Here is a 25,457-nt window from a genome sequence, read left to right as displayed (position 1 = left end):
CATGCCCGCTCTGGTCAAACGCCTGGTGATCGGCCGCGCCATGCGCAGCGAGGAGCTGGGCGAGACACTTCTGCCCAAGCGCCTCGCCCTGCCGATCTTCGCCTCCGACCCGCTCTCGTCGGTGGCGTACGCGACCCAGGAGATCCTGCTCGTCCTCACCCTGGGCGGACTCGCCTATCTGCACTTCACGCCATGGATCGCCGCGGCCGTGGTGGCGCTGATGGCGGTGGTCGTTCTCTCGTACCGGCAGGTCGTGTACGCGTATCCGAGCGGCGGTGGCTCCTACGAGGTCGCGTCCACCAACCTGGGGTCCTCGGCCGGTCTTGTCGTCGCCGCCTCGCTGCTGGTGGACTACGTGATGACGGTGGCGGTGTCCGTCGCCTCCGGCGTGGACAACATCATCTCGGCGCTCCCGGCACTGAACGACTACCGCGTCCTGCTGGCCGTCGGCTTCGTCGCCCTCCTCACCGCGATCAATCTGCGGGGCGTACGCGAGTCGGGCAACACCTTCGCCGCACCTACCTACCTCTTCATCGGCGGCGTACTGATCATGGTGATCACCGGCCTGATCCGGTACGCCCTGGGGGACGCGCCGGTCTCCGAGACCGCCGCATACGGCATCACGCCCCAGAAGTCCGACACACATCTCGCGGGCCTGGCCCTGGTGATGCTCGTGCTGCGCGCCTTCTCCTCGGGGTGTACGGCGCTGACCGGCGTGGAGGCGATCTCCAACGGCGTTCCGGCGTTCCGTAAGCCCAAGTCCAAGAACGCCGCAGCCACTTTGGTGGCCATGGGCGTCATCGCCGTCGTCATGTTCGTCGGTGTGACGACGCTCGCGCTGATCAGCAAGGTGCACATCACTGACGACGCGTGCCGGCTGACCGGGCTCGACGGGGACTGCGCGAGCTATACGCAGCGCACGGTCATCGCGCAGGTGGCGGCCGCCGTGTTCGGCGGCGAGCACAGCGTCGGGTTCTTCTTCATCCAGGCCGCCACGGCTCTCGTCCTGATCCTGGCCGCGAACACCGCTTTCAACGGCTTCCCGATGCTGGCCTCGATCCTCGCCAAGGACCGTTTCCTGCCGCACCAGTTGCACAACCGGGGCGACCGGCTGGCGTTCTCCAACGGCATCCTCGCGCTGGCCGTCGTCGCCGCAGCGCTGCTCTGGGGATTCAAGGCCAATGTCACCAGCCTCATCCACCTCTACATCCTGGGTGTGTTCACCTCGTTCACCCTGTCCCAGCTGGGCATGGTCCGGCACTGGAACCAGGAGCTGGCCACCGAGCACGACCCCGTGGTGCGCCGCCGCCACCATTCGACCCGGGCCATCAACGCCCTCGGCGCGTGCGTCACCGGCCTCGTCCTGCTGATCGTGCTCGTCACCAAGTTCACCGAGGGCGCCTGGCTGGCCGTTCTCGCCGCTACGGTGCTGTGGCTGATGATGCGCGGCATCCGCCGCCACTACGACACGACGTCCGCCGAGCTGGCCGTCGAGGACCCGCACGCCGAACTCGTCTCCCCCTCAAGGGTCTTGGCGATCGTCCTGGTCTCCAGGCTTCACAAGCCCACGATGCGCGCCCTGGCCTACGCGCGAGCCTCCCACCCCGACCGGCTGGAGGCGCTGACCGTGTCGGTCGACCGCGACGAGGTCGCCGCCCTGCGCGAGAGCTGGGACGAATACGGCATCGACGTGCCGCTGAAGGTCATCGACTCCCCGTACCGCGAGGTGACGCGCCCCGTCGTCGAGTACGTGCGCGCCATCCGCCGGGACAGCCCCCGCGACATCGTCGCCGTCTTCATCCCGGAGTACGTGGTCGGTCACTGGTGGGAGAACCTGCTCCACAACCAGTCGGCGCTCTGGCTCAAAAGCCGTCTTCTGTTCACGCCCGGGGTGATGGTGACGAGCGTGCCCTGGCAGCTCACCTCGTCCGCGCACGCCAACCACCCGGCCCGTCGGGCGCCCGGTTCCGTGCGCCGGGGCGAACCTCAGCGCCCGCCGGCCGGTGCGGGCCGGTCGCGCGGCACCGGGCACGACTGACGAACCGGGTACGACATCGATCCGGTGTCGCACGGCGTCCCAGAGACGGCATCCCGCCAAATCTGACGTAAATGAGCGTTGGGCCGGCACGCGTGAGCAGCTAGGCAGGGGACATGTACCTTCTGCCGATGAAATTTGGACCACTCAACGCAAAAATCGAAGTCCTGACAGTGGCCCTCATCCTCTTCGCCGTTGTCTTCCTCTGGCTCAAGCGCTTCCTGCCCCGCATCAACCAGGTGCTGGCCGAGCGCGCCGACCGCACCGAAGGAGCCCTGGAGCGCGCCGAGGCGATCCGGGCTGAGGCCTCCGCCGAACACGCCGGCGCCCAGGCCCTGCTCGCCGAGGCCCGTCGCGACGCTGCCAGGGTCACGCAGGCGGCGCGCGAGGAAGGTGCGGCGCTGATAGCCGCCGCCCGCGAGGACGGGCTGCGCGAACGCGAGGCGCTCCTCGCCGACGGGCAGGCCCTGATCGAGGCCGAACGGGCCGCGGCGGAGGCCGAACTGCGCCTCACCGTCCCCGAACTGGCCGCCGAACTGGCGAGCCGCATCATCGGGGAGCGCGTCCCGGCGGCAGCGCCCACGAACCCCTGAAACGCGCTCGCCGCATCGGCACCGCACGGAGCCACAACGCACCAGGGCCCGGATCCATTGGATCCGGGCCCTGGTCGGCAGTAGCGGGGACAGGATTTGAACCTGCGACCTCTGGGTTATGAGCCCAGCGAGCTACCGAGCTGCTCCACCCCGCGTCGGTAGACACCACCGTACGCCATCGGAGCAGCTACTCCTGACCACCTCCTGCCAGGACGGCAGGCACCGCTGTCGCCAGGGGCTACGCGCCGCTCGCCTTGAGCATGTCCTCACGCTCTACGATCTTCACGCGCTCGCGGCCCTCCGGCTCGCCCAGCGCCTTCTCCGCGGCGTCCAGCCGGTACCAGCCGTCCCACGTCGTGTAGCGCACGTTCCGCTCGTCGAGGAACGCGTCCACGGCCTCCGGGTCGGGCGAGGAGGGCGTGCTCAGACGGCCGTTCTCGCGGTCGTCCAGGAGGCTGGCGACCGTCTCGTTGGCGTCACCCTTGGTGTGGCCGATCAGACCCACGGGACCGCGCCGGATCCAGCCGGTGACGTAGGTCGACTGCAGGTGCTCGCCGGACTCCTCGATCACCCGGCCGCCCTTGTCCGGAACGGTGCCCGACGCCAAGTCCCAAGGCAGCTTGGGGAGTTCGTCGGACAGGTAACCCACGGCGCGGTAGACGCCCTTGACGTCCCAGTCCTTGAACTCGCCGGTTCCCTTGACGTTGCCGGTGCCGTCGAGGGCGGTCCGCTCGGTGCGCAGGCCGGTCACTTCGCCGTTCTCGCCGAGGATCTCGGTCGGGGACTCGAAGAAGTGCAGGAACAGCTTGTGCGGCCGGGTGCCGACGTCGCGGATGGCCCAGTTCTCGAGCGTCTTGGCGACCATGTCGGCCTGCTTGTTGCCGCGCCGGGTCGCGATCGAGCCGTCGTCGTAGTCGATGTCCTCGGGGTCGACGATGACCTCGATGTTCGGGGAGTGGTCGAGCTCCCGCAGCTCCATCGGGCTGAACTTCGCCTGAGCCGGACCGCGGCGCCCGAAGACGTGGACCTCCAGGGCCTTGTTCGCCTTGAGGCCGTCGTAGACGTTCGGCGGGATCTCGGTCGGCAGCAGCTCGTCCGCGGTCTTGGCCAGGATGCGGGCCACGTCGAGCGCGACATTGCCGACACCCAGGACCGCGACCTTCTCCGCTTCGAGCGGCCAGGTCCGCGGCACATCGGGGTGACCGTCGTACCAGGAGACGAAGTCGGCAGCGCCGTACGAGCCGTCGAGGTCGATGCCCGGTATATCGAGCGCGCGGTCGGCCGTCGCGCCCGTGGAGAAGATCACGGCGTCGTAGAACGAGCGCAGGTCGTCCAGGCTGATGTCGCCCGGGTAGTCGACGTTGCCGAAGAGACGGATCTGCGGCTTGTCGAGGACCTGGTGCAGGGCCGTGATGATGCCCTTGATCCGCGGATGGTCCGGCGCGACGCCGTACCGGATCAGGCCGAACGGCGCCGGCATCCGCTCGAAGAGGTCGATGGACACACCGGGGTCTTCGGCCACCGCGGATTTCAGCAGCGCGTCAGCGGCGTAGATACCGGCAGGGCCGGCTCCCACAACGGCTACCCGCAGAGGGCGAGGCATGATCAGGTTCCCTTCGTGGCATGGACACTCAACGGGAATCCTAAACTAAGGCAAACCTTAGTTAGTAGTCGGGCTGAGTCTATGACCCCATAAGGTCGCCTTATGGGGTCCTGCGGGTGGGCCTTATGAGTCACCTCGAGCGTGACCCGCTCGCCTCGGCCCTGCGCGCCCGGGAGGCGGGACTGCCCGAGGAGCGTATGTGGGACGCGGACCCCCTCGAGGTGACACTGTCGACCCTCGCCACCTGGAAGGTGGTGGACTCAGCGGTCAAGCGTCTGACGGCGACCGCCGCGAAGACCGCCGGCTCCTACGGTGCGACTTACGAGCAGCTGGGTGCCGCTCGGGGTATCACCCGGCAGGGCGCCCGCAAGAAGTGGCCCGACGCCGTCCGCAAGGCGGCAACCGGTGATGCGGAGGCCGGCGTCGTCGAACTCTGCGGCGGTACCGCTGAGTTGACGCGGGACCCGTCATCGGGTGGCTGGCGGTGGACCGGCCGAGGCGCTGACGGGACACGCGGCGAACCCGGCAGCGACTCCTCGTACGCCACGAAGGAGGAGGCCGCGGCTCACGCGGGTGCGTTCCTCAAGGAGCACGCCGGGGAACGAGCTGAGGCGTGCCCCCCCGAGGCCAGGGCGTGCCCCGCCCGAGGCCAGGGCCCCTCCGTCAGGTGAGCCCGCGCCACCACCGCCCCCGGCCGCCTGGCCCCGGATTCTGTTCCCGCAAAGCGCGGTCGGCTGATAGCGTCGCGTGCACGTATTCGACCGAGGAGGTGAGTCCCGTCAACGCTGTATCAGGCTGGGTGCTCTCCTCCCGCACGGTGGTGCGGTTCACCTGACATAGGTGGCTCCGGGAGTGCCCGCAGGCATCCCGAAAGGCCATGACCCTATGCGACAGCTCCCCCTCGACGACGTCACCACCTTCTCCGCGCACGACGGCACCAAGCTCGCGTACCACGCCTTCGGCGACGGAACTCCCTTGATCTGCCTGCCCGGTGGGCCTACGGACTCCGAGTATCTCGGCGATCTCGGAGGCCTGGGCGCACACCGGCAGTTGATCAGGCTCGACCTTCGGGGCACGGGCCTGTCGGCCGTCCCGGAGGATCCGACGTCGTACCGGTGCGACCGGCTCGTCGACGACATCGAGGCCCTGCGCGAGCATCTCGGCCTGGAGCGGATGGACCTGCTCGCGCACTGCGGCGGCGCGAATCTGGCCGTCCTGTACGCGGGTCGCCATCCGGAACGCGTCGGCAGGCTCGCGCTGATCACGCCGAGCGTCCGGGCGGTCGGCCTCACGATCACGGGCGACCTGCGGACCGAGACCGCGCAGCTGCGCGGGGGCGAACCGTGGTTCCCGTCGGCGTTCCAGGCCTTGGAGGCGGTCGCCGCCGGCAACGCGACCGACGAGCACTGGAAAGCCATCGCCCCCTTCTCGTACGGCCGTTGGGACGAAACGGCACAGGCACATCAGGCCGCCGGGGAAGAGCGGATGAACATGGAGGTGGTGGCCGCCTACGGCGCCACGGGTGCCTTCGACCCCGATGCCACGCGCACCGCGCTGGCGCGGTTCACGGCTCCGGTGTTCCTGCTGGCCGGCGAGGTCGACCTCGGGGCGCCTCCGCGCACCATGGCCGAGTTCGCCCAGCTGTTCCCGGACGCCGAGTTCGTCGTCCAGCCGAGTGCCGGACACTACCCGTGGCTCGACGACGCGGCCTGGTTCGTGAGGGCCACGGCGGGCTTCCTGGCGTAGGTGGAAATGGACGTGCGGGCCGTCCTCGGCGCTGTCATGCTGCGCCGGTGAATCGTGAACTGATGTCCCGGCTCGCCCATGTCGACCATCCCATCAAGGCCCCGCTCGACGACACTTCCGTCCAGCAGCTCCTGGAACGCGGGGCGCCACGGGGCGACGAGCGCGTACTCGATCTGGGGTGCGGCAGCGGGGAATGGCTTCTGCGGGCCCTCGGCGTGCACCCTCACCTGCGTGCCGAGGGCGTCGACATCTCCGCGGACGCCCTCGGTCAGGCACGCGAGGCGGCACGCGCCCGTGGCGTCGGAGAACGCCTCGTGCTGCACCGCCAGGAGGCCGCGGAATTGCATTCCCCTCACCCGTTCGACCTGGTGCTCAGCGTCGGGGCCTCGCACGCCTTCGGCGGCCTGCTGCCCACCCTCGCCGCGGCGCGCAAGCACCTGGCTCCGGGCGGACGCGTCGTGATCGGAGACGGCTTCTGGGAGCGTGAGCCGTCGCAGGAAGCCGTCGAAATGCTGGGCGACTTCGCCGACTTGGCGACCACGCTGGAGCGTGTCGCCGCCGACGGCTGGACTCCGGTCCACGGGCATGTCAGCTCGCGGCGCGAGCTGGACGACTACGAGTGGGCCTGCTGGGGGTCCCTGGCGTCATGGGCACTCGACCACCGCGCCGATCCGGACAGCGAGGAGGCACTCGCGACCGCCACGGTGCGCCGCGACGAATGGCTGCGTGTCTACCGGGACACGTGGGGCTTCGTCAGCCTGGTCCTGCGGCCCACCGACGAGTGATGCGCGGGAGCACTCCGCGGAGTGTCCGAACTCCGGGCGTCAGAGCTCTGGCCGTCAGCGGTCGGAGTAGCTGAAGTCGCCCACGGTCCAGGCGCTCACGTCCTGGATCGCGACGCGGTACATGCCGCCCGTCTCGGGGATGCCGACGGCGCCCTGAAGGATCCGGGCCACATGGAAGTGCAGATGGGTGGGTGCGAGGCCGTCATCGGTCTCGCCCCGCTTCTGTTCATCGGGCTTCTCGTCGGCGGTGAAGATCTCCGAGAAGGAGCCGAGGTGGTCCGAGTCCGTCAGGACCTCCGAGACGCGCTGCCTCCACACGGCCTCGGGGGCGAGGCGTCCGGTGATCACAGCACCGCTGGTCACCACAGTCAGGGACATCTGATTGCTCTGCTCGGACTCCACCATGCCGGCGAGGTCGACGAGCAGTTCGTCAGGGTTCGACATGAGAGCGGATTCTAACGGCAGACGCCTCCCGGGAAGGCCCCGACGCCCCAACTTCCCCAGGGGCATGGCTTCAGCGGTTCCGGCGCACCTGCTCCGCCTCACGCGCTCCGGCTCACCGGCGCACACCTCACGGCCGAGGCCACGGCCGGCCGCCCAGGCGCTCGATGTCCATGTTGAAGCGCCTCAGGTAGGTGGTGAAGGCCGCGATGTCCTCGTCCGCCCAGTCGGTCATGACGCGGTCCAGGCTGCCCACGATGTGATCGCGTTCCTCGTCGAGGACGCGCGCACCCTTGTCCGTGATGCGGAACTTGCGGGCCATGCCGCCCTCGGGATCAGGGATGCGCTCCACCAGTCCGGCGCGCATCGCGGCGGCGGTCTGCCGATTCAGGGTGGAGGCGTCGAGCCCGAACGCGTCGCTGAGCTCGCCGATGGACATGGGCCCCTGCACGCGAATGCGGCTCAGCAGGATGTAGGCGCTGCGCTCAAGGGTGCCGTTCTCGGGGCGCCCGCCTTTGTGGTGCACGAGTCCGTGCCGGCTGAGCAGCATCTGCTCGTACTCGAGCTCGTACGTGGGCCTGGCCATGCGTCTGCCGCCTCCTGCTGTCGTTCCGCGGCGTCGCACCGCGCGTTCGTGCACACCCCCGCGCCAATCGTCGCACAGTCAAATGCAGCCACCACACAATGTGCCTCATGCATTCGATGTGTACGATGCACATCATCCGGCAGACGCCCGCACACCGCAGTCACCCGAATCCCGCAATCCCGCAGACACGCAAGGAGCCCCTTGATGGACGCCCCCCAGCCGACGGCACGCGCCGGCGGCGTGGTCGCCACTCTGGCTTTCGCCGGCACCACAGCCGCGATCATGCAGACCCTGGTCACCCCGCTCATCGCGGAGCTGCCCAAGATCCTTCACACCACGTCGTCGAACGCCGCCTGGGTCATCACCGTGACCCTGCTGGTGGGGGCCGTGTGCGTGCCGGTCACCGGACGTCTCGGCGACCTGATCGGCAAGCGCCGCATGCTGCTCGTGTGCTCGGTCCCGCTCATGGCGGGCTCCGTGGTGTGCGCGCTGTCGTCATCCGTCGTGCCGATGATCGTCGGACGCGGCCTGCAAGGCATGGGGATGGGCATGGTGCCGCTGGGCATCGCCCTCCTGCGCGATGTGGTGGCGAAGGAGAAGCTCAGCTCCTCGATCGCCCTGGTCAGCGCGTCCATGGGCATCGGCGGCGGCCTCGGCCTGCCCATCGCCGCCGCAGTGGCCCAGTACGCCAACTGGCGTGTGCTGTTCTGGGGTTCGGCCGTCCTTGCCGTACTGATCGCCGCCCTGATCTGGTTCCTCATTCCCGACGTCCCGGCAAGCGCCAAGGGCCAGCGCTTCGACGCACCCGGCGCGCTCGGTCTCGGTGTCGGCCTGGTCTGCCTCCTCCTCGCGGTCTCCAAGGGCGCCGAATGGGGCTGGGGCTCGGCGACGACGCTCACACTCTTCGCCGCGGCCGTCCTCGTACTGCTGGGCTGGGGCTGGTGGGAGACACGCACCCGGGACCCGCTGGTCGACCTGCGCACCACCGCCCGGCCCCGCGTGCTGTTCACGAACGTCGCCTCGATCTTCGTCGGCTTCGGTATGTACGCGAGCATGCTCGTGATCCCGCAGCTGCTGCAGTTCCCCGAGGCCACCGGCTACGGCCTGGGCCAGTCGATGCTCGCGGCGGGCCTGTGGATGGCGCCCGGCGGCATCATGATGATGATCGTCTCCCCGCTCGGCGGGAAGCTCACCGATGCCCGAGGCCCGAAGTTCACGCTCATCTGCGGAGTCCTGGTGATCGCCGCCGGATATGGCCTGTCGCTCGTACTGATGGGCTCCGGCCTGGGTCTCATGGTGGTCTGCATGGTCATCAACAGCGGCGTCGGACTCGCCTACGGTTCCATGCCCGCGCTCATCATGAGCTCGGTGCCGCTCTCGGAGACCGCCGCCGCCAACGGCTTCAACACGCTGATGCGCTCCCTCGGCACCTCGGTCGGCGCCGCGGTGATCGGCGTGGTCCTCTCCCAGATGACGACCACCATGGGCGGCTACAGCTTCAGCTCCGAAGCCGGTTTCCGTACGGCTCTGATGGTCGGCGGAGGCGTCGCGCTCGTCGCCGCGCTGATCGCTGCGGTCATCCCGGCCGTACGCGCCACCCCCGTCGATGCGGGCACCGCACCGGCTGCCGCACCGGCCGAGGCCAAGGCGTAGGCCGGGCCGCAGAAACTGGACTTGCGGGTCCAATTTCATCGGAGCACAGTCGGTCTCACGGTCCGGATGAACGGACCGCCGGGCCAGGTCGGGCGGTGTTCCCGACCGGCTCGGTGAGCGGGAGAACCGAGACTGAGGAGAGCCGGCCATGAGTGGACGACTGCAGGACAAGACCGCACTCGTCACGGGGTCAACCAGCAACATCGGAAAGGCGATCGCCGAGGCGTTCGCCGCCGAGGGGGCCCACGTCGTCGTATCGGGGCGCAACCGGGCACGCGGCGAGCACGTCGTCGAGGGCATCCGTGCGGCCGGAGGGCGGGCCGACTTCGTCGAGGCCGACCTCGACGGCAGCGCGGACGCCTCCCGCCGCCTCGCGGAGCAGGCCCGCCAGGTGCTGGGCGGGCGCCTCGACGTGCTGGTGAACAACGCGGGCATCTACCCGCCCGGGACCACCACCACGACGGACGAGAAGACCTTCGACCAGGTCTACGCGGTGAATGTGAAGGCGCCCTTCTTCCTGACCGCAGATGTCGCCCCGGAGATGGCCCGGAACGGTGGCGGAGTCATCGTCAATCTCGGCTCCTGGATCGCCCGCCTGGGCGTCCCGGTGGGGTCGCTCTACAGCTCCACCAAGGGAGCCATGGAGACGCTCACGCGCGCGTGGGCGGCGGAGTTCGGCCCGCAGGGGGTGCGGGTGAACGCGATCTCGCCCGGCGTGATCGTCCCCCGCGCGGCCGAGGGCGGCGAGCCGCACCCGGGCGAAATCATGATGAAGGGCACGCCGTTCGGCACGATCGGCACGCCCGATGCCATCGCGCACGCCGCGGTCTGGCTGGCCTCGGACGAGTCGGCGTTCGTCCACGGCACGGTCGTGGACGTCGACGGCGGCCGCGTCGGCGCCGCCGTGATCGCCGCGTAGCACCGGCCGGCGCCTGTTCCTGGCGGAACCGTCGCGTCCGCGGATCGCCAATGGCCTAGCGTGGCCCCACAGTTCGAGTGGGCGCCACGCTCGCTCGTTGCCCACCCCTGGCGATTGAGACGTGATCACGGCATGCCCCTCCGCCCCCACACCCCCCACCCCGTGCCCTCCCAGGGTGAACGCGCCGTGCCCTCCCAGGGTGAACGCGCCCTGCAGGCCCACATGGGGACGAGCGAGCGCGCCGATGACTTCTACGACCGTCAGGTCCAGCCCCGTCTGACGCCGGCGATGAGTGAGTTCATCGCCCGGCAGACCATGGTGTTCCTGTCCACGGCGGACACACATGGCCACTGCGACGCCAGTTTCCGCGCCGGGCCGCCCGGGTTCGTCGCCGTCCTCGACGACCTCCACCTGGCCTACCCGGAGTACCGGGGCAACGGAGTCATGGCCAGCGCGGGCAACATCACCGAGAACCCCCACATGGGCCTGCTCTTCATCGACTTCACCCATGACCACATAGGGCTGCATGTGAACGGATCTGCCCGACTGGTCGGCGACCGTGAGCTACGGGCCATCTGCCCCACGCTGCCCAGGGATTCGGCCCCGGGGCGGCAGGCCGAGATGTGGATATGCATCACCGTCCAGGAGGCATACGTCCACTGCTCCAAGCACATTCCCCACCTGGAACCCGCGCACCAGCCGAACCGAAGGGCCCCTGGACGCCCCAAGGACGGCGACTACTTCACCGAGCAGATGTCCCACGCCTACCTGGGACAGAGATAGGTCAGGTCCCGGCCGGTCCACGCCGCTTCCCGCGACGACAGGCATAACCCGAGCGGACGAGGGCAGACGCTGTGGACGGGGCCGACACGAAAGGCAGGGACATGACGGCAACTTCGGTGCACGCTCATGAAGATGCGCGAGCGCAGGCCACGACGACGCACGACGCCGACGCGACCGTCGGCCCGGGCGAGCTTCCGTGGGTCGAAGACGCCGGCAAGGTCGCGCCCAAGGACGCACGGGATCTCTCCAAGGTGTTCTTCGAGCAGCTCCAGGTACTCGAAGAGGGCACCGAGGACTACCAGTACGTCCGTAACACGCTGATCGAGATGAACCTGTCCCTCGTCCAGTTCGCGGCGTCCCGCTTCCGCCACCGTGGCAGTGGCGAGATGGAGGACATCGTGCAGGTCGGGACCATCGGCCTGATCAAGGCGATCGACCGGTTCGACCTGTCGCGCGAGGTCCAGTTCACCTCCTTCGCCGTCCCGTACATCGTCGGCGAGATCAAGCGCTTCTTCCGCGACACCAGCTGGGCCGTCCATGTGCCGCGCCGCCTCCAGGAGTTGCGCGTCGACCTGGCCAAGGGCAAGGACGAGCTGTCCACCGTCCTGGACCACGAGCCGACTCCCAAGGAGCTCGCCGAGCACCTGGAGCTCAGCGAGGACGAGGTCATCGAGGGCATGGTCGCCTCGAACGGCTACACCGCGGGGTCCATCGACATGCCGAGCGATCCCAGCGAGCACCCGACCGACGCTTCGAGGACGTTCGCCGACGTGCTCGGCGAGCCGGATCCGGCCATGGAGACGGTGGAGGACCTCCACACGCTGGCGCCGCTCCTGGAACAGCTCGAAGGCCGTGAGCGCCGCATCCTCGAGATGCGGTTCGGCCAGGAGATGACCCAGTCGGAGATCGGCGCCGAGATCGGCGTGTCCCAGATGCACGTCTCCCGGCTCCTGACCCGCACCCTCACTAAGCTCAGAACAGGCATGTTCGCCTGACACAGAGGGGCTCCACCATGATCCAGGCCGCAGATGTCCGTGAGTGGCGCTCCTGCGACGTCGTCGACCCGGACGGCCACAAGATCGGCACGCTCGAGGCGGTCTACGTGAACACCCGGACCGACGAACCGGCCATGGCCACCGTCCAGATCGGCCTCCCCACGCGGCACAGGCTCGTCTTCGTACCGCTGGACGGCGCGGTCGTCGGGCCGGCCTACGTCAAGGTCGACTACGCGAAGGCGCTGGTGAAGAAGTGCCCATCGATCGGCACGGACGACGTGCTGCCCGCCGAGGACGAGGAACCCCTGTTCCGGCACTACGGACTGCCGTACGAGCCCGGGGCGAAAGGGGAGCGGCAGCTCGCCCGTCGCTGACGCGCGCCGCCTCGCACCCATCCGTTCGGCCCGCGGCTACGGATTCGTCATGATGGCCTCGCAGCGCCGGGCCGCGTGGCCGGGGCACGACGAAGGGGAGACAGCGTGCTCGTATGGGACGACGATCCGCGATCGGCACTCGTGGCACCCGTGGCCGTCGAACCGCCGCGGGCCGCGGTGCTCCTCGTGCACGGTGGCCGCTCGGAGGGGACGGAAGCGGTGCCGCGGTTGAGTCTCGCGGGTGCGCGCATGCGTCCGTTCGCCCGGGCCGTCGAGCGTGCCTGCGAGGGCCAGGGGCTGCTGGTGGGGAGCGTCCGCTATCGCTGCCGGGGCTGGAACGGTGACCGCGAGGATCCGCTCCGGGACGCGCTGCGGGCACTGGACGAACTGGCCGTACGCGCCGGGGACGTGCCGACCGTCCTCGTCGGTCATTCCATGGGCGGACGTGCGGCACTGCGGGCCGGCGGGCATCGGCTCGTCCAAGGCGTGGTGGGACTCGCTCCGTGGTGTCCGGAGGGTGAGCCGGTGACGCAGTTGCGCGGCCGGCGCGTGGTGCTGCTCCACGGCGACCGGGACCGCACGACGGATCCCGCGGCCTCCGTCGACTACGCCGACCGGGCCTCTGCCGCGGGTGCCGAGGCCTGCACGCTGCTGATGCCGGGCGGCGACCACGCGATGCTGCGGCAGGCCGGTTCCTGGCACCGCCGGACCGGCCGGATCGTGAGCGGCCTGCTGGGGTTCACGCCGCTCCCCACCGACGTCGCCGACCGTCTCGCCCTCAACGGCCGTACGCCCTAAGCGTTCTCACACACATGACGTGACAGGTGCACCTCGGAGCGTTCCGCCGAACGGGCGACAGTGAATCCTTTCGGCTTCTGTCGCCGGCGTGACGGGAGGGCCCATGGGCGAAGCTGCCATGGACCTTCCCCAAGCACCGAATGATGAGGCTGTCCATGCGCCGTCGCTCCACCATTGCCGCTTCCCTCGCCGCGTTCGCTCTCGCGCTGGCCCTTCCGGCCTCCGCCCACGCCGCCACCGGGGACTTCTCGTACAAGTTCGTCGGGCTCAACGGCCAGCCGCAGTCGGTCACCCTCCACGAGCTGCCGAGCCGTCAGTGCGTCACCCTCCCCGAGGTCGCGGACCCGAACTCCTCCGAGCCCGCGTTCGCCCCGCACAACGACACGGACGAGTGGGCCATGGTCTTCACCGGGCCCGACTGCGAAGGGGACTCCTGGACACTGCGTCCGCACGGCAGGCCGGCCACCGACAACCTCAAGCTGCGCTCGGTGTTCCTCACCCCGGCACAGGACTGACCGGTCGTACGGGGGAGAGGGGGCGCCCTGCCCCCTCTCCCCCGCTGGTCTACGCCGACTGCCGGAGCACCAGTTCGGGCTCGAAGATCAGGGACGTGGGCTCGGTCCGCGTGCCCTCGATGTGTCCCTGGAGGAGGCGTGCCATCGCTCCGGCCATCTCCTCCACCGGCCGGCGAACGGTGGTCAGTTGCGGCTTGCAGGTGACGGCCACGCTCGAGGCTCGAGGCTGCCAAGAGACGGTCAACACCTGTTCGTTCAAGGGGTGTTGGACCAACGAGGGCAGCTGGGCGGCTCGACGGGAGCCCCAACAGCCCCACGCCCGCCACTAATTTCGATGATTCTGGATTTAAGTCTTGACGCATCGTTCACACAGATGAAGCATTCGACCGCAAGAGAGCGCTCCCACCCCCCTCATTCGTTCATTTACTGAACCAGGAGAGTCGCCCTATGCTCACGCCCCCCACGAACCCCTCGACCACGTCCAGTTCGCCCACAGCCGGTTCCGTCACCCCCTCGCGCCGGACCGTTCTCGGCATCATGGCGGCGACCGCGGCCACCGCTCCCGGCCTCCTCGCACTCGGGTCCCCCGCCTCCGCGGCGCCCGCCGCCGACCCGCTGCCCGGCGGCGGTGACCTGGGCCCGAACGTGATCGTGTTCGACCCCTCCGCCCCTGGCATCCAGGCCAAGCTGGACGAGATCTTCAAGCAGCAGGAGTCCGCACAGTTCGGCTCCGGCCGCTACGCGTTCCTGTTCAAGCCCGGCACGTACAACGGCCTCAACGCCCAGCTCGGCTTCTACACCTCGATCGCCGGTCTCGGCCTGTCCCCCGACGACACCTCGATCAACGGCGATGTCACGGTCGACGCCGGCTGGTTCAACGGCAACGCCACCCAGAACTTCTGGCGCTCCGCCGAGAACCTCGCCCTCACCCCCGTCAACGGCACCAACCGCTGGGCCGTCGCCCAGGCCGCGCCGTTCCGCCGTATGCACGTGAGAGGCGGCCTCAACCTCGCCCCCGACGGCTACGGCTGGGCCAGCGGCGGCTACATCGCCGACAGTCGTATCGACGGCACCGTCGGGCCGTACTCGCAGCAGCAGTGGTACACCCGCGACAGTTCCGTCGGCGGCTGGACCAACGCCGTCTGGAACATGGTGTTCTCCGGCGTCGAGGGCGCCCCCGCCCAGAGCTTCCCGGACCCGCCGTACACCACGCTCAACACGACGCCCGTGTCCCGCGAGAAGCCCTTCCTGTACCTCGACGGCGCCGACTACAAGGTCTTCCTGCCCGAGAGGCGCACCGACGCGCGCGGCACCACCTGGGGCAGCGGCACACCCCGGGGCACCTCGCTCGCGCTCAACCAGTTCTACGTGGCGAAGCCCGGTGTCACCGCCGCCACCCTCAACGCGGCGCTCGACCAGGGCCTCAACCTCCTTCTCACGCCCGGGATTTACCACCTCGACGCGGCAATAGAGGTGAAGCGCGCCAACGCCGTGGTCCTCGGCCTCGGTTACGCCACCCTCATCCCGGACAACGGCGTCACGGCGGTGAAGGCCGCCGACGTCGACGGTGTGCGCCTGGCCGGGTTCCTGATCGACGCGGGCGCGGTCAACTCGCAGACTCTGCTGGAAGTCGGGCCTTCCGGAGCGTCCGCCGACCACTCGGCCAACCCCATCACCGTCCAGGACGTCTTCGTGCGGATCGGCGGCGCGGGCCCCGGCAAGGCCACCACCAGCATCGTCGTCAACAGCCGGCACACGATCATCGACCACACGTGGGTCTGGCGCGCCGACCACGGCGACGGCGTCGGCTGGGAGACCAACCGCGCCGACTACGGCGTGCGCGTCAACGGCGACGACGTGCTGGCCACCGGCCTGTTCGTCGAGCACTTCAACAAGTACGACGTGTACTGGGCCGGCCAGCGCGGCCGCACGATCTTCTTCCAGAACGAGAAGGCGTACGACGCCCCGAACCAGGCCGCAGTCCAGGACGGCAACGTCAAGGGCTTCGCCGCGTACAAGGTCGCCGACTCCGTGACCACGCACGAGGGTTGGGGACTGGGCAGCTACTGCAACTACACGTCGGACAACACCATCCGCCAGGACCACGGCTTCGCGGCGCCCAACACGTCGGGCGTGAAGTTCCACGACCTCCTCGTAGTGTCCCTGGGTGGCCAGGGCCAGTACGAGCACGTCATCAACGACATCGGCGCCGCCACGTCCGGCACGTCCACGGTGCCCTCGACCGTGGTCTCGTATCCCTGACCGTTCCTAGAAAGTGAGCGGGAGTGAGTCGGAGATCCACTCTCGTTCGCTACGCCCGTCCCGAACGGTGTTGGGCGGGCTGGGTCGCCGCTTTCGCTTCCCTGGTGGCGTCACCACTCCTGGTGGTGGTCCGGTCCGGGGTGGGCGGTCTCCCTCACGTCCGGGGTTTCCGAGTGCGGCCTGGGCGATCCGATGCCCCACGCGATCTCTCCGGTCGCGTGGGGGCGGTGTCGTCCGTCGCCGCGCCCCGGATCCCTGGGCGCGGCTTCCGATCACGGCTCGCGGCCTCATGCCGGGTGGTCTGATGGGTGGGGATGCTGGTCGGCTTCTGCCAGTGCTCGGCGCCCCACCGACTGCTGTACGCGGCATCGACCGCGATCACGCTGATGCCCTGCTCGGCAGCCATCGAAATGAGCCGGGCAGCCAGCCGTGCGGTGGGAAAGCGGGAGATCAGACGGCGGAAACGCTTGTTACGGCCGTACTTCTCCCGGGTTTTGGAGTCCGCGAAATCGAGGTCCTCGATCGCCATAGCGCTCGCGCCACACTGTTGCGCATAGTGGAGCAGGCGGCTGGTGGCGTGCCGGATCTGCGCATCCCGATGCGCGGCATTGCCGGACAGGTCATAGAAGAAACACGGTCCGCCCACGCCTGGCCCCGGTGCGCGAACACCGCCCGGGCGGCCAGCACGTAGCGGCCGTGCGGGGCGTTCGCCAAGTGGGCGAGCGGGGCAGGGAGTTTGAGGCTCAACTGCCCGTCGAGATCGAGACGGATGGTCTCGTTGCCGAGGCGCTTGCCGGACTCGCCGTCAGCGGACAGGAACATCCGGGCCGCCTCCCAACGAGCCCGCCACCCCTGCTCGCTGAGCGTGTGGTCGCCGGGGCATAGTGGCGACAGCTTGAAGCCGGCGAGGGTGTTGATCGCTTCCTTCCAGTTGTAGGTGCTTCCCGCGACCGCCTCCGGCGAGCGGCGGATCGAAACCGCCCCCAACTACGCCACCGGCCAGGCGCAGACCGTGCTTGCCTCAGCCCTGGCCGCGCACCCGGCCGCCTGCGCCTCAGATCGCTTCGGCCTCGGGGCGGACGACCTGCTCGGCAAAGGTGCCGAGTCGCGTGGCCAACTGCTCGAGCGCGGCGGCCGCGTAGTGGTCGGGGCTCCAGCACGCGTGGATGGGGAGCTGGACGGGAGCGCCATCGGTGTCGAGAACGAGCACGGGACGAGTACCGAACCGCGGCAACTCGGTCCCGATCGCGACGCCACGCCGCCCTGCCGCCAGGGCGTGGCGCATCTGCTCCCACGGGACCTCAGTGTGGCGTTGATACCGGAGTCGGGCCGCGATGACAGCTGCGTCGAGAACGGTGCGCGTCGGGTCCGTTCGGCCCGGAAGGAGGAGAGGCTGCTCCATCAGCTCGTCCAGCGTGACGCTGGTGTCGCGGGCCCAGGGGTGGCCCGGGTTGACGTAAGCGTGGAGCGGCACGCGGGTGAGGCGTTGCCAGGCAAGGCCGCCCGCGGGGGGCATGTTCGCGGCGATGCCGAAGTCGTGTCCGGCGGCGACCGCCTCGTGCACCTCGTCGCCGAGGACCGAGACGACGGCGATGAACGGGTCGTCGTCGTCGAGGGTGGCGACGAACGGAGCGAGGACGTAGTCCAGCGTGGTGGGGGCGGCCACGCAGGAGATCCGGGTCAGCTGTCCGTCGGCCAGCTGTCCCGCGACCGTCGTCAGCCGGTCGGCCCGGGTGAGCAGGTCGTGCGCCACGTCGAGCGTGTGGCGGCCCGCGTCCGTGAGGGACAGCCGATGGCCGTTGCGGCGGAAGAGCGTGACGCCGAGGTCGCGCTCCAGGCGCTGGATCTGGCGGGACACCGCGGGCTGAGCGATGTGCAGCTGGTTGGCGGCGGCCGTGACGGTACCGAGTTGCGCGACAGTCAGAAAGCACCGCAGGTGTCGTAGCTCCATGCCTCATCATGCCGAAACGGCATCATGATGGGTAGTAGTTAGGTCTTGGACAGGAGTAGGTGACCGGGATCACCATCTCCTCCATGACCTCCATGACCTCCTCAGACATCTCGTCCGGCAACTGGCTCACCCCACCTCACCACCGACTCGGTCTGCACCGGGTCGAGGACGTGGTCCCCTGCACGACCATCGCTCGCGGTGAGGCGCCGGCACGCATGCTGGTGCCCGCGAGTGAGCCCTTGGACTGGGACCTTCTGACCGTGCCGGGCCCCCAAGGGGGGCCGATCAGCGCAGAGGAGTTCCTCGCTCGCACGCACACCGACGGCATCCTCGTGCTGCGCGGCGACACGATCCTCGCAGAGCGCTACTTCGGTGAGTTCACCTCCGCGTCTCACCACATCGTGATGTCCATCTCGAAGTCGTTCGCCGGCATGCTGGCCGGGGTGCTGGCCGCCGCCGGCCTCCTCGACCTCGAGGCGACCGTCCCGACGTACGTCCCGGAGCTGGCGGCGGGTTCCTACGCCGGTGCCACCGTGGGGCAGCTGCTCGACATGACCGCGGCGCCGCACTACGACATGTCGTACCTGGAGCCCACCGCCGAGGTTCACGCGGGCGACCGCGCTGCCGGATGGCGGCCGCGCCGGCCCGAGGACGTGGTCGGCACCCGGCCGTTCCTGGCCCAGTTGCGCGGCGCCGGCCGGCACGGCGCCGACTTCCAGTACTGCTCGGGGACCACCGACGTCCTCGCGTGGGTGCTCGAACGCGCCGGCGGCGCGGGCTACGGCGAGCTGATGCGGCGACATCTCTGGTCGTGGATCGGCGCCGAGGACGACGCCTTCGTCACGGTCGACGACCACGGAACGCCCTATGCGTGTGCCGGGATGGGGATGCGACTGCGCGATCTCGCGCGATTCGGGCGCCTGGTTCTCGACGACGGGTGGCGCGAGGGCACACCCGTGGTGCCGGCTGACTGGATCGCGCGGACCCGCCGCGGGGGGCACTTCGCGACCACGGCCGAGTCCGACTCGGCGGCGGGTGGCACCTACAAGAACCAGTGGTGGATCCCGGGCGACGACCATGGGTCCTTCTACGGTGTCGGCATCTTCGGCCAGTACCTCTGGCTCGACCCGCAGAGCGACGTCGTCATCGCGAAGTTCTCCGCCACCGACCAGCCGGTCGCCGACACACCCGCTCACCTGGACGCGCTGGGCGCCATCGCCCGTGCGGCCGCCCTGACCCGGCAGGAGGCATGAGATGGACCGCAACCGATCACACGGCGAGTCGATCGAGCAGCACTCGATCGACTACGTCCCGCCCGAGGAGCGCCACGGCAAGCCGTGGCACCTGTTCACGGTCTGGTTCTCCAGCAACGTGCAGATCACCGCGTTCGTCACCGGCGTCCTGGCGGTCACCCTCGGCCTCGACCTTCCCTGGGCCGTCGCCACCATCCTGATCGGCAACCTCCTCGGTGCCGTGTTCATGGCCTACCACTCGATCCAGGGTCCCCGTCTGGGCGTGCCGCAGATGATCCAGAGCCGTGCGCAGTTCGGATTCCTCGGCACGCTGCTGCCGGTCGTGATCGTCCTGTGCATGTACATGGGATTCGGTATCGAGGGTGGCGTCATCACCGGGCAGGCCTTCGCGAACTGGGCCCACATCTCGTTCACCTGGTCGGTGATCATCCAGGGCGCGGTCCCGGCGGTCATCGCGATCGTCGGGTACAAGGTCATCCATCTGTCGACCCGGGTGGTCAGCGTGGTCTCGGGGCTGCTGTTCCTCGCCCTCACGATCGCGTTGGCCGGTCACTTGCCGGAGCACCTGCCGAGCGGCCCGGCTCCGTCGTTCGGCACCGTCCTGCTCGTCATATCGATCTTCGTCTCGTGGCAGCTCACCTGGGCGCCGTACGTCTCGGACTACTCTCGCTACCTCCCCGAGGACACCCCGTCGCGGACCACGTTCCTGTGGACCTACGCCGGCTCGGCACTCGGCTCCTCGTGGGTGATGATCCTCGGCGCGTTCGCCGCCACGATCAGTGCCGAAGGGGTGGGCGACGATGCCATCGGCATGCTCAGCCAGCAGATCCCGGCGCTGAGCTCGGCCATCCTGCTCGCCATCGTCATCGGCATCGTCCCTGCCGGCGTGTACGGCTACTACGGTATGTACCTCACCGCGGTCAGCGCCTTCTCGGCCAAGGGCCACGGCTCGGCGACGCCGCTGGTGCGCGCCGTCTTCATCGTGGTGAGCGCCGCGCTCACGATCGCAGCCACTCTGATGGCAAGCGGCCACATCCTGAGCACTGTCGAGAACATCACGTTGTTCCTGCTGTACCTGCTGGTGCCGTGGACCGCCATCAACCTCACCGACTACTACGTCGTACGGCGCGGCCACTACGACGTCGGCGAGCTCTTCCGGCCTCGGGGCGAGTACGGCTTGGTGAACTGGCCGGCCGTCGTTGTCTACCTGGTCGCCATTGCGGCGCAGATCCCCTTCATCAGCAGCAGCCTCTACACCGGGCCGCTGGTCGACTACCTGGGCGGCGCCGACATCTCCTGGATCGTCGGCCTGCTGGTGGCGACGGTGCTGTACCTGGCCCATACGCGGCGTACCCGAAAGGTCGCGCAACCCGTCGGCGCGCGAGCATCGGCACCCGGCTCGGACGCGCAGCTTTCGGTCGACTGAGCGTCCAAGGTCTGCGCAAGCCGCGACGAGGATGCTCCCCGGCGAGGTCAGGCGAAAGGGATCCCGATGGGCGTCGATGCGAGCGGCTCCCGCGGCGTTGTCAGGCTTGCACGGTGGGCCGAACGACGATCTCGCTGACGTCGACGCCGTTGGGCTGCTCGATCGCGTAGCCGATGGCGGAGGCGATGGCGGAGGCGATGGCGGAGGGCGGCATGGCGATCATGATCTGCCTTTACGGCCGTGCCGTCTTTCAGGCGCGCAGTCAGCAGCAGTCATTCACCCGGCGGTGGGGTAAGTCGGATCGTCCGCCGCCCTAGCCGCCTATCCGCACACCCCACGTCCCGCTGTCACCGACACGTTCCCGGTGCTGCACCCAGCCGAACTCGCCTGGATCACGCACAGCACCAACGCAGCGGACTGGCTACGCGAAGCGGCTGCCACGCTCGCGCCATGATTTCGATCATCGTGAGGAGGGCGAGCGCGTCTGCCGCCTGCTCGGGCAGCTCCGCCGGCTCGGCCCGCGAGCGGTGGTCGGCCAGCCACTGGCCGGCGTTGTCCACCTTCGCCTGATCCGCCGCTCGGCGCTCGGCCTCAGCTCGCTCGGCCTCCTGCCGGCGTTCCTCGGCGGTGAGTCGCTCTGCACGCTGACGCGCCTGGGCGGCGGCCGCATGGCATTGCTCGCACGGCACGTTCGCGGCCCGCGCCTCCAGCGGGAACTCCCCCATGCTCCACGGCCGCATGGTGGCCAGTTCGGATCGAGTACGTACGGTCAGCGGATCACTGCACTGCGGGCACAGCAGCGTCAGTAGACGGGCGTGGCTGAGTGCCTTGACGGTGCGGGTGACCATCGATGCGGAGCCGATATCAGCAACCTTGTGACTCCACGCCCCTGGCTCCGTGAGCGCCCAGTAGGCCAGACACAGCCTCTCGTCTTCGGCGCTCGCCCCGTCCTCGAAATGAACCTCGAGCAACGGCTGCTCCGAGCTGGGCACAAGGTGGCGAGGGCGCCCTGCTTCCTGACGTGAGCGGGCAGCTTGCTGCTGCCGCTTGCGGGTGTTCTGCTGATGGCGTTCACGACGCCGTTGACGCTTTCCCACGGCTCCCCTTCGGCATCGCGAATCTTCAGGCCAGCGGTGACCAGGTGTGGAGATGCACGTCAACGACCTTCCGGAGGGCCGGAGTTGACGCCCGAATCGGCACGGGAGGGCTGACCCCAGGTCGCGCATGCCATGCACCCCTCCGCCACATCGAGTGATCGCCGGCGCGGACACGGGCGTCCTGACCAATGGCGTACTCGCACAGGGCCTCGCCGTACAGGTCGTTCGCGTCTTCTGGGTCCTCGTCCAGGTGCTCGAGCACCTGAGGCCAGACACTCCAGTCCATCCAGGCCCGCAGCCGGTCTGCATCCGTGCGCTCGACCTGCGCCTCCGGCACGAGGGGCCCCATGCCGAACAGCCGCTGCAGCGAGGCGAAATCACGGGCCGCGGTGCTGTCCTGCCAGGTCACCGCCTGGGCGCAGTCCACCCGCAGCCCAGTTCGCCACCCCACCCGTGAAGGGCGACGGGCCGTGGTCCGTCGCCCTTCACCTGCGTCAGCCGACCTCCACCCGGATCGAGTGGTAGCCGCTCGCCCCGTCCGGTACGGGGTCGGCGCGCTTCGCCGTCTGCGTCCGGCCGGTGCCATCGGTCGCGCGGACCGTGAGGCGGTGTCCTCCGGAGGTCGCCTGCCACGGGTAGGACCACTGGCGCCAGGTGTCGCGGGTGTCCTCCGCCGCGAGGGTCGCCCGCTCCCACGGCCCGTCGTCGACGCGGACCTCGACCTTTTCGATCCCGCGCTGCTGCGCCCAGGCCACGCCCGCGACCATGACCGTGCCGGCCTTGCGGCTCACGAAGGGCTTGGGGGTGTCGATGCGGGACTCCGTCTTGATTGGCGCCTGCTGGGCCCAGTCCCGCTTCACCCAGTACGCGTCGTAGTCGGCGAAGGTGGTGAGCTCGATGTCCTCGATCCACTTGCAGGCCGACACATAGCCGTACAGACCGGGGACGAGCATGCGCACGGGGAAGCCGTGGCTGAACGGCAGGGGCCGACCGTTCATCCCCAGCGCCAGCATCGAGTCGCGCCCGTCCATGATGTCCTCGACGGGGCTGCCGATCGTCATGCCGTCGACGGAGCGCGCGACCAGCTGGTCCGCGGGGCCGCCCTTCGACGGGGGTCTGACGCCGCTCTCGGCGAGCACGTCCGCGAGGCGTACGCCGATCCAGCGGGCGTTGCCGATCAGGGTGCCGCCGACCTCGTTCGACACGCAGGTGAGGGTGATGGCGCGTTCGATGAGCGGCCTTCGCAGCAGGTCGTCGAAGGTCAGGGTGACGGGGCGGGTGACGCCCTTGCCGTGGATCCGCAGCCGCCATTTCGTCGCGTCCACCATCGGCACCACCAGAGCGGTGTCGACCCGGTAGAAGTCCTTGTTCGACGTGGTGAACGCGCCGACGCCGGGGATCGCCAACTGGGCGCCCGCCGGAGTGGGTTTTCCCGGAGACGCCGGAGCGGGCAGTTTGACGCCGTTGCGTGAGGACACGGCGTTCACGTCCTGCGTGCCGCGCGACGACCGGGCCAGCAGCCCGGCGCCGGTGGAGATGACGGCGGCGGCCGTCGCGAGCGTGATGAACCCGCGCCGGTCCCATCCGGGTTCGGCACTTCCCTCGGGTGGCTCCTCGGTCGGCGTGGAGCGCGCGCGTCCGCTGAGCGCGTACAGGAGCCAGGCACCCACCAGCGCGCCGACCACGGACGGCACGGCGTCGGCGACGCCCGTCGAGTCGGGGCGCGTGGTGGCCGCCAGTGCGCCGATCACACCGAACAGCAGGACGCCGGCCGATCCGACGCGGCGGTGGCGGACGGCGACGAGGCCCAGGACCACCGCGAGAATGGCCAGCACGGCGACGATGCCGAGCTGCAGAACGAGCTTGTCGTTCGTTCCGAAGTTCCGGATCGCCCAGTCCTTGAGCGCGGTCGGCGTGCGGTCGATGGCCGCGCCTCCCACGGCCACCACGGGGCTCGCCTGGGGACGGACGACGGCCGCCGCCAGCTCGGCGGCGGCCAGGGCCGCGTAACCGGCCAGCAGTCCGCTCAGCGCGCCGAGGCAGTCGCGCCGCCGCGCACCGCGCCGCCCCCGGAAATTCCGGTTCTCGCCCGCTCCAGAAATGGGGAAACCTTCCTCGCGGCATGCCGCCGCACCCTCGAGCTTCGTCAGCCCGACCATGCTGTAGGCGATACCGCACGCATTCAAGCGGACATGCGCGAGCGTACGGGCACAAAAGCCGCGAGAGCGGGTCAGGCCGCGTTGCCCCTGAGCCCCCTCCCCTGCCGGTGCCTGCGGACGATGTCCGCGTAGCGGTGGCCGCTGCCCTTGATGGTGCGCCGCTGCGTCTTGTAGTCGACGTGGACGAGGCCGAAGCGCTTGTCGTAGCCGTAGGCCCACTCGAAGTTGTCGAGGAGGGACCAGGCGTAGTACCCGGCGAGCGGTGCTCCCTTGCGGGCGGCGGAGGCGCAGGCCGCGAGGTGGTCTTCCAGGTACTCGATGCGTCCGGGGTCGTCGACGGAGCCGTCGGGCCGTACGACGTCGGGGAAGGAGGAGCCGTTCTCGGTGACGTAGAGCTTGCGGGCGCCGTACTCGTGGGTGAGGCGCAGGAGCAGGGTCTCGATGCCGCTCGCGTCGATCTCCCAGTCCATGCCGGTGCGCGGGACGCCGAGGCGGCGTACCTCGCGGGCGTGCGGGGCGGGGCCCGTGGGGTCGTCGGCGACGACGGCCGGCATGTAGTAGTTCAGGCCGAGCCAGTCGAGCGGGGCGGCGATCGTCTCCAAGTCCCCTGCCTGCTCGGGGAGTTCGACCCCGTAGACGTCGCGCATGTCGGCGGGGAAGCCGCGGCCGTGGACGGGGTCGAGCCACCAGCGGTTGGTGTGGCCGTCCATGCGGTGGGCCGCGGCGAGGTCCTCGGGCCGGTCGGTGGCCGCCTGGACGGTGGAGAGGTTGTTGACGATGCCGATACGCGCGTCGGGCGCCGCGGCGCGGATCGCCCGGGTGGCGAGGCCGTGGCCGAGCAGCAGGTGGTACGAGGCGCGGACTGCGGCGGTCAGGTCGGTGAAACCGGGGGCCATGCGGCCTTCGAGGTGGCCGATCCAGGCCGAGCACAGAGGTTCGTTGAGGGTGGCCCACTGGGTGACGCGGTCGCCGAGGCGTTCGGCGACGACGGTGGCGTAGTCGGCGAAGTGCTTCGCCGTGTCCCGCTCGGGCCAGCCGCCGCGGTCCTGGAGGGTCTGCGGGAGGTCCCAGTGGTAGAGGGTGACGGACGGCTCGATGCCGGCTTCGAGGAGGCCGTCGATCAACTGGTCGTAGAAGTCGAGTCCCTTGACGTTGACCGGGCCGTCGCCGCCGGGCAAGATCCGCGGCCAGGCGAGCGAGAGCCGGTAGGCGTTGGTGCCGAGCTGCTTCATCAGCGCGATGTCCTCGCGCCAGCGGTGGTAGTGGTCGCAGGCAACGTCCCCGTGGTCGTCGTTGTCGACCTTGCCGGGGGTGTGCGAGAACGTGTCCCAGATCGAGGGAGCACGGCCGTCCTCGGCGACGGCTCCCTCGATCTGGTAGGCGGAGGTGGCCGTGCCCCAGGCGAAGTCCTTCGGGAGAGCGGCGAAGTCGATGGGCTTGGACACTGACGTCCTTTCGGGCGAGGGGTCGGCGGCACGGTCCG

The 25,457-nt window shown here is 69.5% G+C and carries 24 protein-coding genes, 1 tRNA gene and 1 pseudogene; 15 read left to right on the top strand and 11 right to left on the bottom strand.

The window, feature by feature from the left end:
• The first annotated feature begins 1 nt into the window (after position 1).
• Positions 2–2,038, top strand: a complete 2,037-nt coding sequence (locus OHA58_RS35960) for an amino acid permease (RefSeq protein WP_405485351.1) — start codon at positions 2–4, stop codon at positions 2,036–2,038.
• A gap of 128 nt (positions 2,039–2,166) precedes the next feature.
• A complete protein-coding gene (locus tag OHA58_RS35955; protein WP_405483881.1) occupies positions 2,167–2,628 on the top strand; it encodes a hypothetical protein in 462 nt (153 codons plus the stop codon).
• 81 nt (positions 2,629–2,709) lie between these two features.
• On the opposite strand, the gene OHA58_RS35950 is transcribed toward OHA58_RS35955, so the two are convergent.
• Together OHA58_RS35950 and OHA58_RS35945 are read right to left on the bottom strand one after the other, a co-directional pair.
• A tRNA-Met gene (locus OHA58_RS35950) sits at positions 2,710–2,783 on the bottom strand.
• Between the two features lie 83 nt (positions 2,784–2,866).
• Entirely contained in the window at positions 2,867–4,231 is a 1,365-nt protein-coding gene (locus OHA58_RS35945) for an FAD-dependent oxidoreductase (RefSeq protein WP_405483880.1), read from the bottom strand.
• Between the two features lie 125 nt (positions 4,232–4,356).
• Between OHA58_RS35945 and OHA58_RS35940 the strand changes: the two genes are divergently transcribed.
• From OHA58_RS35940 to OHA58_RS35930, 3 genes are all read left to right on the top strand, one after another.
• On the top strand, positions 4,357–4,902 hold the full coding sequence (locus OHA58_RS35940) for a hypothetical protein (RefSeq protein WP_405483879.1): 546 nt from the start codon (positions 4,357–4,359) through the stop codon (positions 4,900–4,902).
• A gap of 214 nt (positions 4,903–5,116) precedes the next feature.
• Entirely contained in the window at positions 5,117–5,977 is an 861-nt protein-coding gene (locus OHA58_RS35935; protein WP_405483878.1) for an alpha/beta fold hydrolase, read from the top strand.
• A 47-nt stretch (positions 5,978–6,024) separates the two neighbouring features.
• Positions 6,025–6,762 carry an SAM-dependent methyltransferase gene (locus tag OHA58_RS35930; RefSeq protein ID WP_405483877.1) on the top strand — a complete coding sequence of 246 codons (738 nt, stop codon included), beginning with the start codon at positions 6,025–6,027 and terminating at the stop codon, positions 6,760–6,762.
• A gap of 54 nt (positions 6,763–6,816) precedes the next feature.
• Here OHA58_RS35930 and OHA58_RS35925 read toward each other — a convergent pair whose 3' ends face one another.
• Together OHA58_RS35925 and OHA58_RS35920 are read right to left on the bottom strand one after the other, a co-directional pair.
• Positions 6,817–7,206 carry a hypothetical protein gene (locus OHA58_RS35925; RefSeq protein WP_405483876.1) on the bottom strand — a complete coding sequence of 130 codons (390 nt, stop codon included), beginning with the start codon at positions 7,204–7,206 and terminating at the stop codon, positions 6,817–6,819.
• A 127-nt stretch (positions 7,207–7,333) separates the two neighbouring features.
• Positions 7,334–7,789, bottom strand: coding sequence for a MarR family winged helix-turn-helix transcriptional regulator (locus OHA58_RS35920; RefSeq protein WP_227292924.1), 456 nt, complete (start codon positions 7,787–7,789; stop codon positions 7,334–7,336).
• 204 nt (positions 7,790–7,993) lie between these two features.
• Here OHA58_RS35920 and OHA58_RS35915 point away from each other — a divergent pair, with 204 nt between their 5' ends.
• The 7 genes from OHA58_RS35915 to OHA58_RS35885 all read left to right on the top strand — a co-directional run bounded on the left by OHA58_RS35915 (position 7,994) and on the right by OHA58_RS35885 (position 13,826).
• Positions 7,994–9,442: an MFS transporter gene (locus tag OHA58_RS35915; RefSeq protein WP_405483875.1), complete on the top strand. Its 1,449-nt coding sequence runs from the start codon at positions 7,994–7,996 to the stop codon at positions 9,440–9,442.
• Between the two features lie 148 nt (positions 9,443–9,590).
• The gene (locus OHA58_RS35910) at positions 9,591–10,361 is read left to right on the top strand and encodes an SDR family NAD(P)-dependent oxidoreductase (protein WP_405483874.1); all 771 of its coding nucleotides are present in this window, start codon (positions 9,591–9,593) and stop codon (positions 10,359–10,361) included.
• 132 nt (positions 10,362–10,493) lie between these two features.
• Positions 10,494–11,144 carry a pyridoxamine 5'-phosphate oxidase family protein gene (locus OHA58_RS35905; RefSeq protein ID WP_405483873.1) on the top strand — a complete coding sequence of 217 codons (651 nt, stop codon included), beginning with the start codon at positions 10,494–10,496 and terminating at the stop codon, positions 11,142–11,144.
• 101 nt (positions 11,145–11,245) lie between these two features.
• Positions 11,246–12,139 (top strand): RNA polymerase sigma factor SigF, encoded by an 894-nt coding sequence (locus OHA58_RS35900; protein ID WP_405483872.1) that lies wholly within the window; start codon positions 11,246–11,248, stop codon positions 12,137–12,139.
• A 17-nt stretch (positions 12,140–12,156) separates the two neighbouring features.
• Positions 12,157–12,513, top strand: a complete 357-nt coding sequence (locus OHA58_RS35895) for a PRC-barrel domain-containing protein (protein WP_405483871.1) — start codon at positions 12,157–12,159, stop codon at positions 12,511–12,513.
• A 105-nt stretch (positions 12,514–12,618) separates the two neighbouring features.
• Positions 12,619–13,311: an alpha/beta hydrolase gene (locus OHA58_RS35890; RefSeq protein WP_405483870.1), complete on the top strand. Its 693-nt coding sequence runs from the start codon at positions 12,619–12,621 to the stop codon at positions 13,309–13,311.
• A 155-nt stretch (positions 13,312–13,466) separates the two neighbouring features.
• On the top strand, positions 13,467–13,826 hold the full coding sequence (locus OHA58_RS35885) for a hypothetical protein (RefSeq protein ID WP_405483869.1): 360 nt from the start codon (positions 13,467–13,469) through the stop codon (positions 13,824–13,826).
• A gap of 49 nt (positions 13,827–13,875) precedes the next feature.
• Here the strand turns inward: OHA58_RS35885 and OHA58_RS35880 are convergent, their stop codons facing one another.
• Complete coding sequence (locus tag OHA58_RS35880; protein ID WP_405483868.1) at positions 13,876–14,037, bottom strand: substrate-binding domain-containing protein; 162 nt, start codon at positions 14,035–14,037, stop codon at positions 13,876–13,878.
• A 236-nt stretch (positions 14,038–14,273) separates the two neighbouring features.
• Here OHA58_RS35880 and OHA58_RS35875 point away from each other — a divergent pair, with 236 nt between their 5' ends.
• Complete coding sequence (locus OHA58_RS35875) at positions 14,274–16,088, top strand: coagulation factor 5/8 type domain-containing protein (protein WP_405483867.1); 1,815 nt, start codon at positions 14,274–14,276, stop codon at positions 16,086–16,088.
• Positions 16,089–16,094: 6 nt separating this feature from the next.
• Here OHA58_RS35875 and OHA58_RS35870 read toward each other — a convergent pair.
• Together OHA58_RS35870 and OHA58_RS35865 are read right to left on the bottom strand one after the other, a co-directional pair.
• Positions 16,095–16,952 (bottom strand): annotated as a pseudogene (locus OHA58_RS35870) (IS200/IS605 family accessory protein TnpB-related protein); the annotation flags it as partial.
• A gap of 190 nt (positions 16,953–17,142) precedes the next feature.
• A complete protein-coding gene (locus tag OHA58_RS35865; RefSeq protein WP_405483866.1) occupies positions 17,143–18,039 on the bottom strand; it encodes a LysR family transcriptional regulator in 897 nt (298 codons plus the stop codon).
• An 83-nt stretch (positions 18,040–18,122) separates the two neighbouring features.
• Between OHA58_RS35865 and OHA58_RS35860 the strand changes: the two genes are divergently transcribed.
• Positions 18,123–19,292 carry a serine hydrolase domain-containing protein gene (locus OHA58_RS35860; RefSeq protein ID WP_405483865.1) on the top strand — a complete coding sequence of 390 codons (1,170 nt, stop codon included), beginning with the start codon at positions 18,123–18,125 and terminating at the stop codon, positions 19,290–19,292.
• A 1-nt stretch (position 19,293) separates the two neighbouring features.
• Entirely contained in the window at positions 19,294–20,718 is a 1,425-nt protein-coding gene (locus tag OHA58_RS35855) for a purine-cytosine permease family protein (protein ID WP_405483864.1), read from the top strand.
• Between the two features lie 392 nt (positions 20,719–21,110).
• On the opposite strand, the gene OHA58_RS35850 is transcribed toward OHA58_RS35855, so the two are convergent.
• From OHA58_RS35850 to OHA58_RS35835, 4 genes are all read right to left on the bottom strand, one after another.
• On the bottom strand, positions 21,111–21,689 hold the full coding sequence (locus OHA58_RS35850) for a hypothetical protein (protein ID WP_405483863.1): 579 nt from the start codon (positions 21,687–21,689) through the stop codon (positions 21,111–21,113).
• Positions 21,690–21,840: 151 nt separating this feature from the next.
• Positions 21,841–22,224, bottom strand: a complete 384-nt coding sequence (locus tag OHA58_RS35845) for a hypothetical protein (protein ID WP_405483862.1) — start codon at positions 22,222–22,224, stop codon at positions 21,841–21,843.
• A gap of 85 nt (positions 22,225–22,309) precedes the next feature.
• A complete protein-coding gene (locus tag OHA58_RS35840) occupies positions 22,310–23,974 on the bottom strand; it encodes a molybdopterin-dependent oxidoreductase (RefSeq protein WP_405483861.1) in 1,665 nt (554 codons plus the stop codon).
• Positions 23,975–24,045: 71 nt separating this feature from the next.
• The gene (locus tag OHA58_RS35835) at positions 24,046–25,419 is read right to left on the bottom strand and encodes a GH1 family beta-glucosidase (protein WP_405483860.1); all 1,374 of its coding nucleotides are present in this window, start codon (positions 25,417–25,419) and stop codon (positions 24,046–24,048) included.
• Between the last annotated feature and the right edge of the window lie 38 nt (positions 25,420–25,457).

Origin of the sequence: Streptomyces sp. NBC_00009 (genome assembly GCF_045040855.1) — a bacterium.
Lineage (GTDB): Bacteria > Actinomycetota > Actinomycetes > Streptomycetales > Streptomycetaceae > Streptomyces > Streptomyces aureus.
Note: the sequence above shows the minus strand (reverse complement) of the source record. Positions and strands in the feature narration are given on the sequence as shown.